The organism is Bradyrhizobium sp. CB2312 (assembly GCF_029714425.1).
GTDB lineage: Bacteria > Pseudomonadota > Alphaproteobacteria > Rhizobiales > Xanthobacteraceae > Bradyrhizobium.
Map to the genome: position 1 here is coordinate 7270961 of NZ_CP121668.1, position 12520 is coordinate 7283480.

Below are 12520 nucleotides of genomic sequence, written 5' to 3' on the forward strand. Positions count from 1 at the left end.
AGGAAACGAACAGCAACACGCAAAAAACAAGAGAGCGTTGTTATGGACCTCGGGCTCAAATCGAAAACCGCAGTCGTGACGGGAGCGAGCATCGGCATCGGCCGTGCCATCGCCAAGGGCCTCGCTGCCGAAGGCGTGCGCGTCGTCGGCGTGGCGCGCCGCACCGACCTGCTCGCCGAGCTGGTGAAGGAGGTCGGCGGCGGGCTGATCACGCCGCTCGCGCAGGACGTGATGGAGAAGGACGCGGCGGAGAAGATCGCGGCCTTCGCGCTGAAGGAGCTCGGCCATGTCGACATCCTCATCAACAATGCCGGCGGCAGCCGTCCCCTCCCCGTCGATGCGCCCGACAGCAAATGGGACGAGGCGATCGCGTTGAACTTCACCAGCTACCGCCGCATCGCCCATGCGCTCTTGCCGCAGATGATCGCGCGCAAATGGGGCCGCATCGTCAACATCACCGGCAAATCCGAGCCGGAAGGCCTCAACGCCGCCTTCGCGGCGAAAGCCGCCGTGCACGCCTGGGCCAAGGGCCTGTCACGCGAGATCGGCGAGCACGGCATCACCATCAACTGCATCCCGCCCGGCCGCATCATGAGCGAGCAGATCCGCCGCAACTATCCGCCGGAGTATCGCGAGCGCTTTGCCGAGGAGGAGATTCCGGTCGGCTATTGGGGCGAGCCGGAAGACCTCGCAGCCCTCGCGGTGTTCCTGGCCTCGCCGGTGGCGCGCTACATCACCGGCACGGTGATCCCGGTGGATGGGGGCTTGCGGCGGTATCAGTTCTAGAGCGGGAGCTGGGGCCTTCTCGCGCTGACCCGCTTTCCGTTGCTCTTGAAGTCGATCACGATCTGATCGCAGCCGTCGCGCTCAAGTCGCGACGCTGCTCTTGGCGGCGCGGCAGTGCTTTTCGCAGAGCGCATCCAGCCTGACCCGATCCGGCACGCTACGAAGATCGTCATTCTGATGGAGCAGCTGCTCCAGCTCGAAGGTCTCGTCCGGGGAAAGTCCGGGAAGGATGATCATGCCTTTGGCATTCGTGGTGAACTCGAAATAGCGAGCGCTCATCTGGAATTCCGAAAATGACTTAGGATCAATATCGGCGATCCTAGCGATGGGACGACAATCCGCCAAGAGGCGATAACGGGCGATAACAGGCGACCATGCGACAGGTGCAGGACTTGCACGACGGAATGTGCGGTCAGACCGATGTGATCTTGCGCAATTGCGCGGCAGGCGCATCGTGGAGGTCGTCCGGTGCGGCGAGATAGGCTGGCCAATCGATCGGCCGGCAGAACAGACCGCGGCGGCCGATCTCGCGAAACAGGCGGTCCGCGCGCTGCTTTGCAGGCACGCCTACGAGGGGGGTGCCGGCCAAGGCATCGGCTTGCACTTCGTTGCGGATGAACTCGTACATCCGCAAGATGAAATGGTCGGAGAGGCCTTCAAAGTCGTCCATGGAGATCCCAGGCTCGTGTCAAGACAACGTCCATTCGAGGACACGCCAGCTGACCCAGGCGATCGCGCCGATCCAGGCGATCATCGCGCCGCCGACCGCGCCAAAGAACGCAAGCGCGACCAGATAGTCGCTGGTCGGCCGGCGCTGAACGCCGACAGGCACTTCTTGCGTGGCGGTTCTATCAAGCATTCTGGTCCCTGACGGATGACAGGGATAACGAGCTCAATGCGGATCGACAAATGGACGACGATATTAACCTCACCAGTCAACCTTAAGACGGAAACCGCGCCTCCTCGCGCGAGGCGTCCGACCGGGCGCGAACCGCTGGCTGATGACAAACCAGCCAGGGATCACAGCCAAGGGCCACAGCTAAGGGCCGTGAGGCGACATCGGCGGCTTGGTTGCGGCCGTGTCGCCCAGCATCTCGAGCTGGCTCGCCAGTGCGCTGAGGCTGCGTGATATGCTCTTCAGGATGGTGGCAGTCCTGGCGGGCAGACCTGTTTCGGTCGCCTTTCCGTTGAAAGCCCTCGCGAGTGCGCGGCACTCTGCGGCGGAGGGCAGACTTCTATGCACGGTCGCTTTGACTCCAGCTGACACATTCGCGTTTTCTGCACGTTTTGCAAACGAACATGCGCGCGCTAAACACAAATGCAAGCAAAAACGAGAGTGGCGAAAATGGCCGGAAAAATCCCAGACAATTCAGATCCAGCCTTGGCGAAGCGTCACAAGCAATCGGCGATCATCGGCCGCCTGACCGTGGCCTGCTTCGTGGCGATGCGCAGCGGCTACGCGCGCAAGCATCTCGGGGCGGTGTTCGAAGAGCTGCTGACGGCGCTGGCGATCCGCGTCGCCGACGATCTCGGCGCACCGCCATTGACGGCGTCCGATCTGTCCAGGCATCTGGGATTGCCGCGCTCCAACGTCCGCCGCTGCCTCGAAGCCCTGGCCGAGGAAGGCGTCGTCCGCAAGGAGAATGAGCACGGCTACAGGGGAGAGTTGGACTGGCTCGCCTCCCGGATCGATGCGGAGTATTTCCTGACGATCCGCAATGCGATCATCTCCGCGGCTGACGAGTTGAAGGCGCTGGACGCGCCCGCGTAAGGAGGCCTGCGCAGGAGGCGCCTGGCGCCGGATACTTGATCTAGATCAAGCTTGCCACGGCACCGCCATTCCGGAATGGTTGTCGATGGCCGCGCAGAAGCGCCGCCCCATAGCCAAGGAGATGATCGATCATGACCTCCTCGAACTCCCTGCGTCGCCTGATGCTCGCTGCGGCAAGCACCTTGCTTCTCGGCACGGGCGCCCAGGCCGGGCCGATCCCCACACATCTGTCGGCGATCAAATCGATGGTCGAGCCGACCACGACCGAAGTGCGCTGGGTCGGCGGCTGGCGCGGCGGCTATGGCTATCGCGGCGGCGGCTGGGGCTACCGCGGTTGGGGTTATCGCGGAGGCTGGGGCTATCGCGGCCTCGGTTATGGCGTCGCCGGCGCCGTGGTCGGCGGCGCGATTGCGCGGAGTGTCTATTACGGAGGCTATGGCGGCTATCCCGCCTACAGCTACGGCTACAGTTACCCGCCCGCTGCGTATTATGGCTATGGCGGCGACTACGGCTACGGCTACGGCGGCGATTATTGCGCGCCCTCCGGCAGCTACTGGGCCTACTAGAGCATAGGATGGGTAGAGCGCACCGAAACCCATCGACGAACATCCAGCTTGAAACGTGATGGGTTTCGCAGCGGACTTCATCCCTCGCCCGCCGGCGGGATCACATACAGCGTCAGCACGCGCAGGACGACGATGAAGCCGACGAAGGCCGACGCCGCGTTCACATAAAGTTGCTGCCGTGATGTGATGACGTGACAAGGCGGGGTATCGCCCGGCGACGAAAAATCGGCACACTCAAACTCCCAACAATGACGACCCACGCTGCAGTCGCACCGGGGACTGCAAATGAGCAACGTCCATCGCCTGGGTGAGCACCACAGGGGCCTGCCCTTGCCAATTCGTCACGAGAGCCGCGCAACATGAACACGTTGGATCGGACATCACAAGAGCATCACTCCTGCCCTTCCTGTTGCGGCCCGTCCTGGTCGCGGCGCGGCTTTCTTGCAGGAGCCGGTGCGCTTGGCCTGGCCTCGGCCATCCCGACCGTTGCGGCATACGGACAGACAAGGCCAGCGCTGATCGATACCCACCTTCATTTCTATCCGCCCGAATATCAAAAGCTCTGGCTCGGCTACGAAGACGCACGCAAGCAGCCGCACTTTCCCGGTCAAGTCGCCTGGACCCGCGAGAAGCTCGTTGAGGACATGGACCGCAATGGCATACGGACCGGCATCCTGTCGATCGCCTCCACGCCGGGCGTATGGTTCGACCTCGGGCCGGCGGAAGCCGGCCGGCTTGCGCGCGCCTGCAATACATATGCGGCGGAGATGATGCGCGACCATCCTGGCCGTTTCGGCCTGTTTGCGACCTTGTCGATGCTGGATGTCGATGCCACGCTCAAGGAGATCGAATATGCCCTCGACACGCTGAAGGCCGACGGAATCGGACTGCAAAGCAGCTATGGCGACAAATGGCTCGGCAATGCCGCCTACAGGCCGGTGCTCGAAGAGCTGAGCCGCCGCAAGGCGGTCGTTTATGTGCATCCGCTGGTCGCGAGTTGCTGTAGCGCGCTCAGCGTCGGCACGTTTCCGGCGGTGATCGAGGTCCCGCACGACACCACACGCACGGTGACGAGCCTGCTGCTCAGCGGCGCCTTTGCCCGCCACCGCGACATCAAGTGGCTGTTCTCGCATGCCGGCGGCACGATTCCGATGATGGCCGGGCGGATCAATTCGTTCTATGGGGCGCGGCCCGACCTGAAGGAGTTTGCGCCGGACGGGATCGAAGGCGAGCTGCGCCGGCTTCATTACGACACTGCGAACGCGACCTTCGCGCCATCGATGGCGGCGCTACTCAAGCTCGTTCCCACCTCCCAGATCACCTACGGCACCGACTATCCGTACTTCGGCTTCAACCAGTTCGCGCAGCTGGAAAAACTTGGCCTCTCGACCAGGGATCTCGATGCAATCGGCCACGAGAATGCGGCACGCCTCGTTCCCCGGCTGCAGTCATAGAGCATCCTCGTGAAAACGTGGCGCGGGTTTCGCCCGGGCCCGGTGGCGCGGTACGTCACGGGCACGGTGATCCCGGTAGATGGGGCTGCGGAGGTATCGGTTTTGCGGCGGGGCTCCTGAATCCGATCAGCTCCTCCACTCGCTCTCAATAGCGGACGTGGCAGCTCGCCTTACCAGCCGGCCGACGGCCAGAAGCAGCCATCAGGGGGACTTCGAAAGTGAAGCAGATCACACAATGTCTGGACCAGGTGCGCTAGGTTGTGGGATGGCGGCACAGCTCGTCGGGTCAGGGAACAGCACCTGAACATCGGCCCAAGCGAGCATTGCAGCGCAACACATTGTACCTGCACGGGTCCTTTGTTACTTGCACCACCGTTGCCGCGTATGCGTAGGAGAGTTCAATGAAACATATTCGCGCATTTGCTTTTGCAATCGGGTTGCTGGCCCTGGCCGGCTTGGCGGCGGGTACCTGCCTGGTCGTAAACCCGACGGTCGCCGTCGCAGGCTGCAGCGGACGGTGCTAGACTGCACCCGCCGGGCCTGTCTCAACGCCCGTCAATTCGCCTCCTTGCTCAGATTGGCGAGTTGCGCCTTGAATTCACCCGTAATGTAGCGGCGTAGAAGATAGAGTTCGTGGCTGGGCACGTAGTGGAGATCCCGCAGGGATTTTTCCAGGTTGGCTTGCGCTTTCCGCTCGAGCCGCTCCTTCTCGTCGCCCTCTTTCTCCAAAGCCAGCGCGTGTAGTGCGAACGCATATCTGAATAGCAAGTCGCTGTCTGAATTGGCATCGACGATCCCGGGCTGCTCCAACAACCTCACGGCCTCTTTGGGGTTGCCCTCTTGCAACCAAATGTAGGCGATCGTGTCGGTAAAATTCGCGCGGCTGTCGGCCAGCCACGCCTCCGTTTTCCCCTTTATTCTCTTCACTTCATCCAAGGCCTTTTGTGCATACTCTTCCTTGGCCACCTTCAGATCGGCTCCGTATGTGGCGTAAGTCCACGCAACTTTATTCAACGCTCGCACGCGGTCTTCAGGCGCAGTTGCATTTTTTAGCTCCTTTTTCCTTAAGCTGATATCGTCGTTGAAACCCTTGGCTTCTTCGATCCGGGTATCCTTGAGTTGATCAGCGAATTTTTCAATTTGTGGAAGGGACCATCCAAAGGCCAACCACCATGCCGTGCCAGCAAGCTTGAGCTCCCCATCTATTATCGCGACGTTCCGAAACGACGCAGACCGAAGATCTGCATTTGAAAAATCATTGACGCCGTTGAATTGCGCATGGTCGAAAATAGCGCGATACAAAATTGCGCCGGAGAAATTCGATTGAGCAATGACTGCCTCATCAAACCGCGCCGACGACAATTCCGCATTCCGAAATTCCGCATCATATATCTTGCATTGGGAAAATGACGCATATCTGAGCGTTGCGTCTATGAATTTGACCCTGACAATCGCTGACTTGACGAAATCCGCAATCGGGGGCGACTTGTCTCGATCATACATCTCTCTCAGATCCAGATCCTCCAGAGGCAGAGATTGAAAGCCAATCGGCCTGCCAAATTTGGCGAGCTTCTGGATTGCTTCTTCCGTGCTTCGCTTGTCACCGCCGGAAACTATCGTTTGTATCGCCTGCTGCACCTCAGCATCCTCCCAGGTGAGATAGCCTACCCGCAAACCGGCCCAAGCAACTGCAAGCGCGAAACCGCAGGCAATCGCCCCGGCAACGATCTTTTTGTTTCTGTAAGAAATATTCGCCGGGATAAACTCGCGCTCCAGCTCATTCAGGTCGGCATAGTCTCCCAACGCCTTGTTGGCTTGCCTGGCAGATGTCAGAGCGCGATCGGCGCGCGCCCGTTGCGCCCAGAACACCGCCGTGTCGCGAAAAGCAACGCGCTCAGTGATCAAGGCGCGAAGCTCGTCCCATTGGCGCGTCAGCGCCTCGTATCGCAACGAGATCAACCCTCCCGGCTCCTCGCGCAAGACACCCGATGCAATAAGAGCATTGAGCACCTCCCTTGTCCGCTTGTGATCACCAAGCGAAAGAAGGTCATCGCGCTTGACCGTCACTGGCTCGCATGAACCATCACCCTCGGGCATGCGAACGGTACGTAGCAGCATTCGCCGCGCGATGCTCTCGTAGCCGGCACCATCGTCACCAAGCCAAGGGGCTACACGCAGCAGAATGCGTCGCAAGGAGCTCTTTGAATCACCTGCATCTTTCGCATCTTTCCGTCTGAACGAGGCGAGCAAATCGTTGCCGTTGGCGACCGTGGCCTTGACCGTCTCCCGATCAAAAGGCCTCAGTAGAGTGTCGCCCCTTATCGATGGCCCCTGCTTGGAACGTGTCTCGCGAGGAAACGAATAGAGTTTCGCCAGCCAGAAATCGACGAGTGCCTGCGCCGTCTTTCGGTCATCCGGCGTATCCAGCACGGTACCAGTCATCGTGGCACGTTCGATGAAACGCTCTATCCTTTCAGCAATCTCGTCGCGGTCCAAGTCAGAAATTGAAAGCTCGTCTTCTGGAAGGATCGCGATCAATGCATCGCTTGCAACCTCGAAAGCCTTCAGCGAGACAAAAGGCGGAGATTCGTTTATTGTCGTGGTCATCGTGGTCAGATCCAATTATTCGCTCAAGAGAGAATAGAGCGGTGTCTCAAACTCCGTGATTTTCTTGCAAAGCGCGTTCAACTCGCGATCGACTTCTATGAAGCGACCTACACATTGATCGTAGAATGCGTTGAAATCTTCCTTGAGTTTTGAAATTTTACCCGGCAACTGCGGCTCCGCCGGCGAATCATCCGCCATCCATGGCTCCATCATTCCCCTCAACTCTAACGACCAGTCCTCCTGAGGGAACGCGTCGCACAAGCCGATGAGCTTCGCTTTGAACTGCGGCCATCTCGAAAATCTGGCTTGGGGCTGAACCTTCTTTTGAGTCACGGCGTATTCAAGATCGCGATTGAGGGATTGCCATTCGTCGTGCTCGGAGACCAAGCCCGCAAGGCGCGCGCGCAGTCTGCCGACTGCAACTGTCCCCTCGCGCAGCCGGTTCAAGGAATTCTCGGGCATGGTTGCGCCAAGTTTCTGCTCGACCAGCCGCATCGTTTCGGCAAAATTTTTGAGACCGACGTTCTTTACCCTGCTAACCAACTCCTCGTTGATGCTCGAAGCTCTCGGCAAAAGGTGCGTAAGCCGGTCGGGCACCAGCAGCACCTCCTCGTCGATGTCAGCCACTGCCACGCTCGCGGCCTTTTTCATGACTTCGCCGCAGGCATCCAGCTCGTTGATCCAGTCCTGCTCTTCCTCTGCGGTCGGAAGATCCACGGTTTGATTACGAGCTTGTCTGGCCAAGCTCCGCAGGAAAATTCCTTCCTCCCTCAGGTATCGCCGCACATCGTCACCCGATGTGAGGCGTGTGAAGTGGCGGGCAATCACATCGAGCCGCTTTTGGAGATCGTGCAGGCAATTATGCAGCGCCTTGTAGCTGGCCAGGACGGCGATCTGCTTGCGTGTCTTTTCGAAATCGGGCCGGTAACTTTCCATGATATGGTGGAGGTCCCGCGCATGCCTAATGCCGTTGAGTTGGATCAGCGCGCGCTCGATCTTGGTTTCCAGCTCGCGATCATGTGCCTCCTGAACGTCCGGATCGTCATTTAGCGGCTGTAGCGAGTAACGCGGGACCTGCTCTGCAAAGGAACGGAGAGCTTGATCTTCCGGATGTGCCGCGATGGCGCCGCGTAACAGCATGCTGATCATGCCAGGACCTTCTTGGACGAGCGACGGCAGTAGCGCGGACACGTATTCCTCGACCGTTTCAGCTTGCGTCACACTGCGCTCTGCCTCGACACCGAGCGAGAACCTCACGGTGCGACGCAGCCCGTCGAGATTGGGCGTGAAGGCAGCGACCAGAAGTCCTTCCAATTGTGCCATCTGCTCCGGCGTCAGGAGGACGGTTGGCGCGAGTGGCGGGCGCAAACTCAGCCGTTCGGGATCGAGCGCAACGATGTCTCGCGCGCTGCACCCATAAAGCGTGCCGGCGACCGTGCGGCCCTCCTGCATCAGGGCGAAGCGCATCAACCCGATGGCCGCACTGCCGACAATGATTGGAGCCCCGGAAAGCCCCTTCGGGGGAGCTCCGGTGCCCGCACTGGCCTCGTCGCAGAAGAGTTGCAGCACCGGCTCATATGCGGATTGCCGGGTCGCGTAGGAGCTGGTCAATTGCGCTGCGTGGTCCATGACCTTCCCAGCCCAGATCATGCCGTTTATCGGTTGCGCGTCGGGATAACCTCGCGTTTTGAACAAATCGTCAGAATGGTCCAACTCGCGCAGTGGGATCGTCGGATAGTCCTCCAATGGCCCTGGATCGAGGCATCGAAGCAGAACGCAGTCCGCGTCCTGATTCCATTTATCGGGTATCACCTCGGCGGCAGTCTTGTGGCCGCGGAATTCGAGCTGGATCGTGCCGGCGAAAAAAGCGGGTGGTTCGACCTTTCGGTCGGCGACGACGTGAAGCGCGGTTGCCACGATGTCGGGCGCCACGAGGAAACCCGTGCCGCGCCCGTTTTCACCATCGATGGTGATCCTGGCGATCGCGTCGCGAAATTCATCCATGGCGGCTGTCCGGCAAGCGCCGGGCGCCGGAGTGCCAAGACGCGCTGGGAACGCAGGGGCTCATGACGTTGCGGCCTCCGAGAAGTTCAGAAGTTCAGCCTTCGAAACCTTTCCATCGTCACCGACCTCAAAATGGACATAGGTCGGACGAAACAACGTCCAGGCGGAAAAATCGCCGGCTTTCATCTGCGCCACGAAAGCCTGCAAGGCGGGCAGCGCGTCGGCCTCGGACTTCAGAATCTCATTGGGAAACCGGAGGACATCGGCCCATGTACCGGTGTTCAAATAGAACCGGCCGTCGCCCAGAGATACGCGCTTGGCTTGATGGGTGTGGCCGAACACGACATAGCGGAAGCCGCCGCGATCGCAGAGCATTTGCGCGGCGTCCAGATATTCCTTCGCGCTTTCCGTGCCGAGCTCGAACGTATCGGTGTCCTGCAGGCCGCGCATGGCCTTCAGCAGCGCGGGCATTCGCCTCTCGAAGGGTTGGGATGTGCGCCCGAAGAGGAGCGCCGCGAAGCCGTAGATCCGGCTGACAGTGTCGGACGCGGTGACCTCGTCTCCAAGCTGGCCAAGCGGATCGGCTTCGGCAATTTCGGCGTCGAGGTCCCGGAGAAACCGTTCGGCCTGGTTTCCCAACGCAGCCTGCAGCGCCTCCTTCAGTGCCGCGCTCTTCTCGGACCGATCCGTATCTGTCTTCACGTTTCCATCGGAAGAAATCTCTTCGCCAAATCCGTTCTGGGCGGGGTCGGTGCGGCCTCCCATATCCTCGCCGGGAATGATGCTGATATCCTGCTCGGACCGAATGTCGCCGCCGAACCTGGGGGTCACCGGATTCGAGAGCCCGTGGCTGCGGGTTCGGCTGTAGAGGAGGGCGATCGTGGCAAGGCGCGAACGAAAGCCCGGCTCGAGGGCGAGCAGCATCGGCACCACGGCAGCGGTCTCGGGCTTCAGCAAATCCACGAACGGATAGTCGAGCTTGATCGTATTGATGACTTCGGTCACCATCTCGCTGCCGGCGGGCGGGGTGAACACATGCTCATCGGGTACATCCAGCCGGCGCGACTGAACCGAGCGAACATGACGAAGTGCGTCGTAATCGACCTGGTTCCAGCTGTCGTAGCGATTGCCATGCTCGATCAGCGCGTCGCCGACAATGTAAGCCTCGCCGTCGTAGAGAAATTCGAAATCATGACCTGCCTTGATGCCGAGCGCGCGGCGGAACGCTGCGCGCACCGTAGGCAGGCTCAGTTCGATATCGTGATTTCCGAGCAGCACCACGAGACGGCCTCCCTTGTCGAGAAACCGCCCCATGGCGTCGAACACGGCCTGGTCCCGTTCGACGATCGATTGAAGTTTCTTGACTGCCAGGCCCGGATCTCTCGTGAAGGGAGACCATGCATTCGGCTTTTCATCGTGCTCTGCTAGAAAGTCGACCGTATCGCCGTTCAGGATCAGCTCGCTCGGACCTTGCTGTGCGAACTTCTGAGTGATGCCATCGATGAACTGTGCCACTGCATCGGCGCGGGTGCACAGCCGGAAGCCGCGCTTGCCCGATCCGCGCGGGTGCGCGTAATCACCACCGAGATGCAAGTCAGAAATGATATGCGTACTACGCACTTGGCCCTCTCACACATAGCGACCAAGAAGCTGAAAAACGATCAAGACGCAGATTCGTCTTGGGTTACCAAGATGCCGAAAATCACACCTGGCCGTTGTTGCGACCGGAAGCCTCGAAGACGTTGAAATGGAGGCCTGCGCCGTTCAGCTCGCCCTGAACGGCTTGCGGGCGCTCTCGAGTGGCAGAGTGCAGAAAGGCAAGTTCGAAGGATTGTCGGTCCTTGCCGGCCATTGACCACTCCAACAGTGCTGAAGCAGGCGTCGCAAGGCTCGGTCAGGCGGAGCACTCGCTACCGCTGCATATTGACACGATCTATTCTTGTACGGGAAACACGCCTCGACAAGTGATCTACTTCACACGCTCGTCGAGCGTGTCATTTTGTCGCGACTCTTCGATGTGCGCTGCTGTGACCGGGCCTCGCTCGATCGGCGGCACGATAGCAGCGTGGCCGGTGTTTTGCCCGACGTGTCAAACGTCGTCACGGCAGGACATGCCGTCGCGGCGCGGGCCGAAAATCCCTTATCGATCAAGGCCCCTTCTACTGTGCATGGGGTTGTTTTCGACACTTTTGTTGTGAGCCTCGGAGAAAAGAAAGAACGCACAGTGCCGGCTCACTCCGCCTGCAGGATCTCCGCGATCGCAGCGCCTGCCGCGATGGTGCCAAGCTTGCCACCGACGTCGCGCGTCGCCCTGCCCTCGCGAAGGGCCTTCGCCACCGCGCCCTCGATCGCACGCGCCGCTTCCTCATAGCGCACCGCGCCGCTTCTCTCGCCGTGCCAGGCCAGCAGCAGTGCCGTCGACAGGATCAGCGAGACCGGATTGGCGACGTCCTGTCCGGCGATGTCGGGCGCCGAACCATGCGCGGCCTGTGCCATGGCATAGCGGTCGCCGACATTGAGCGAGCCGCCGAGGCCGAGGCTGCCGGAGAGCTCCGCGGTGAGATCAGACAGGATGTCGCCGAACATGTTGGTGGAGACGATCACGTCGAAGCGATCGGGATTGCGCACCACATGCGCCATCATCGCGTCGACCAGGATGTCGTCGACTTCGAGACCCGGATAGCTCTTCGCCGCCGCGCGGCAGATGTCGAGGAACATGCCGTCGCCGATCTTGAGCACATTGGCCTTGTGCACGATGGTGAGATGCTTGCGCCGCTTCATCGCGAGACGGCAGGCGGCGTGCGCGATGCGCTCGCAGCACAGCCGCGTGATCCGGCGCAGCGACATCGCGACGTCAGGCGTGACCAGCATCTCGCCGTTGCCCTGCTCCATGTTGCGGTCGGCATAAAACCCTTCGGTGTTCTCGCGCACCACGACGAGGTCGAAATCACCGATGCGGCCGGGCCGCCCGGCATAAGTGCGCGCCGGCCTGACATTGGCGTAGAGATCGAGGCTCTTGCGGAAGTGGCGTGAAGGGTTGATCTCGCCATGCGCCTCGTCCTTGAAGTCGAAGGTCGCGGTCGGGCCCAGGATCAGGCCGTCCGCGGCGCGGACGACGTCGAGAAGCTCGGGGCGCACCGTCGTGCCGAACTGCTTCAGGCTCGCATGCCCGACCGCGTGCTCCTCGAGCCGCAGATTGAGCTGGAAGCGCTCGGAGGCCGCGCGCAGCACGCCCGATGTCGCGGTCGTGATCTCGGGCCCGATGCCGTCACCGGGCAAAACGACGATTTGCATGGCGTTTCCCTGTCATTGCAGCAGCCAGCGCGATCATA

At 60.8% G+C, this 12520-nt stretch carries 12 protein-coding genes; 4 read left to right on the forward strand and 8 right to left on the reverse strand.

All coding sequences use genetic code 11. The annotated features are described in order from the left end of the window. Nucleotides 1-42: 42 nt before the first annotated feature. Complete coding sequence (locus tag QA642_RS35300) at nucleotides 43-786, forward strand: SDR family oxidoreductase (RefSeq protein WP_283081013.1); 744 nt, start codon at nucleotides 43-45, stop codon at nucleotides 784-786. An 81-nt stretch (nucleotides 787-867) separates the two neighbouring features. Here the strand turns inward: QA642_RS35300 and QA642_RS35305 are convergent, their stop codons facing one another. The 3 genes from QA642_RS35305 to QA642_RS35315 form a co-directional block, all read right to left on the reverse strand. Beyond that, a complete protein-coding gene (locus QA642_RS35305; RefSeq protein WP_283081014.1) occupies nucleotides 868-1065 on the reverse strand; it encodes a hypothetical protein in 198 nt (65 codons plus the stop codon). Between the two features lie 133 nt (nucleotides 1066-1198). Next, on the reverse strand, nucleotides 1199-1456 hold the full coding sequence (locus QA642_RS35310; RefSeq protein ID WP_283081015.1) for a hypothetical protein: 258 nt from the start codon (nucleotides 1454-1456) through the stop codon (nucleotides 1199-1201). Nucleotides 1457-1474: 18 nt separating this feature from the next. Then, entirely contained in the window at nucleotides 1475-1645 is a 171-nt protein-coding gene (locus tag QA642_RS35315) for a hypothetical protein (protein WP_283081016.1), read from the reverse strand. 522 nt (nucleotides 1646-2167) lie between these two features. Here QA642_RS35315 and QA642_RS35320 point away from each other — a divergent pair. The 3 genes from QA642_RS35320 to QA642_RS35330 all read left to right on the forward strand — a co-directional run bounded on the left by QA642_RS35320 (nucleotide 2168) and on the right by QA642_RS35330 (nucleotide 4577). Further along, on the forward strand, nucleotides 2168-2557 hold the full coding sequence (locus QA642_RS35320; RefSeq protein ID WP_283081017.1) for a helix-turn-helix domain-containing protein: 390 nt from the start codon (nucleotides 2168-2170) through the stop codon (nucleotides 2555-2557). Nucleotides 2558-2688: 131 nt separating this feature from the next. Next, nucleotides 2689-3123 (forward strand): hypothetical protein, encoded by a 435-nt coding sequence (locus QA642_RS35325; protein WP_283081018.1) that lies wholly within the window; start codon nucleotides 2689-2691, stop codon nucleotides 3121-3123. A gap of 359 nt (nucleotides 3124-3482) precedes the next feature. Then, nucleotides 3483-4577, forward strand: a complete 1095-nt coding sequence (locus tag QA642_RS35330; RefSeq protein ID WP_283081019.1) for an amidohydrolase family protein — start codon at nucleotides 3483-3485, stop codon at nucleotides 4575-4577. Nucleotides 4578-5132: 555 nt separating this feature from the next. Here QA642_RS35330 and QA642_RS35335 read toward each other — a convergent pair. From QA642_RS35335 to QA642_RS35355, 5 genes are all read right to left on the reverse strand, one after another. Continuing rightward, nucleotides 5133-7199, reverse strand: a complete 2067-nt coding sequence (locus tag QA642_RS35335) for a pentapeptide repeat-containing protein (RefSeq protein ID WP_283081020.1) — start codon at nucleotides 7197-7199, stop codon at nucleotides 5133-5135. Further along, nucleotides 7200-9188 carry a trypsin-like peptidase domain-containing protein gene (locus QA642_RS35340; protein ID WP_283081021.1) on the reverse strand — a complete coding sequence of 663 codons (1989 nt, stop codon included), beginning with the start codon at nucleotides 9186-9188 and terminating at the stop codon, nucleotides 7200-7202. It abuts the gene before it with no gap. A gap of 60 nt (nucleotides 9189-9248) precedes the next feature. Then, entirely contained in the window at nucleotides 9249-10808 is a 1560-nt protein-coding gene (locus tag QA642_RS35345; protein ID WP_283081022.1) for a metallophosphoesterase, read from the reverse strand. A gap of 82 nt (nucleotides 10809-10890) precedes the next feature. After that, nucleotides 10891-11040, reverse strand: a complete 150-nt coding sequence (locus QA642_RS35350; protein WP_283081023.1) for a hypothetical protein — start codon at nucleotides 11038-11040, stop codon at nucleotides 10891-10893. Nucleotides 11041-11420: 380 nt separating this feature from the next. Then, nucleotides 11421-12482 (reverse strand): isocitrate/isopropylmalate family dehydrogenase, encoded by a 1062-nt coding sequence (locus QA642_RS35355; RefSeq protein ID WP_283081024.1) that lies wholly within the window; start codon nucleotides 12480-12482, stop codon nucleotides 11421-11423. Between the last annotated feature and the right edge of the window lie 38 nt (nucleotides 12483-12520).

Bases quoted from the DNA above. Each gene is read 5' to 3' on its own strand.
- QA642_RS35300 (WP_283081013.1), top strand. From the start codon at position 43: ATGGACCTCGGGCTCAAATCGAAAACCGCAGTCGTGACGGGAGCGAGC.
- QA642_RS35305 (WP_283081014.1), bottom strand. From the start codon at position 1,065: ATGAGCGCTCGCTATTTCGAGTTCACCACGAATGCCAAAGGCATGATC.
- QA642_RS35310 (WP_283081015.1), bottom strand. From the start codon at position 1,456: ATGGACGACTTTGAAGGCCTCTCCGACCATTTCATCTTGCGGATGTAC.
- QA642_RS35315 (WP_283081016.1), bottom strand. From the start codon at position 1,645: ATGCTTGATAGAACCGCCACGCAAGAAGTGCCTGTCGGCGTTCAGCGC.
- QA642_RS35325 (WP_283081018.1), top strand. From the start codon at position 2,689: ATGACCTCCTCGAACTCCCTGCGTCGCCTGATGCTCGCTGCGGCAAGC.
- QA642_RS35330 (WP_283081019.1), top strand. From the start codon at position 3,483: ATGAACACGTTGGATCGGACATCACAAGAGCATCACTCCTGCCCTTCC.
- QA642_RS35340 (WP_283081021.1), bottom strand. From the start codon at position 9,188: ATGGATGAATTTCGCGACGCGATCGCCAGGATCACCATCGATGGTGAA.
- QA642_RS35350 (WP_283081023.1), bottom strand. From the start codon at position 11,040: ATGGCCGGCAAGGACCGACAATCCTTCGAACTTGCCTTTCTGCACTCT.
- QA642_RS35355 (WP_283081024.1), bottom strand. From the start codon at position 12,482: ATGCAAATCGTCGTTTTGCCCGGTGACGGCATCGGGCCCGAGATCACG.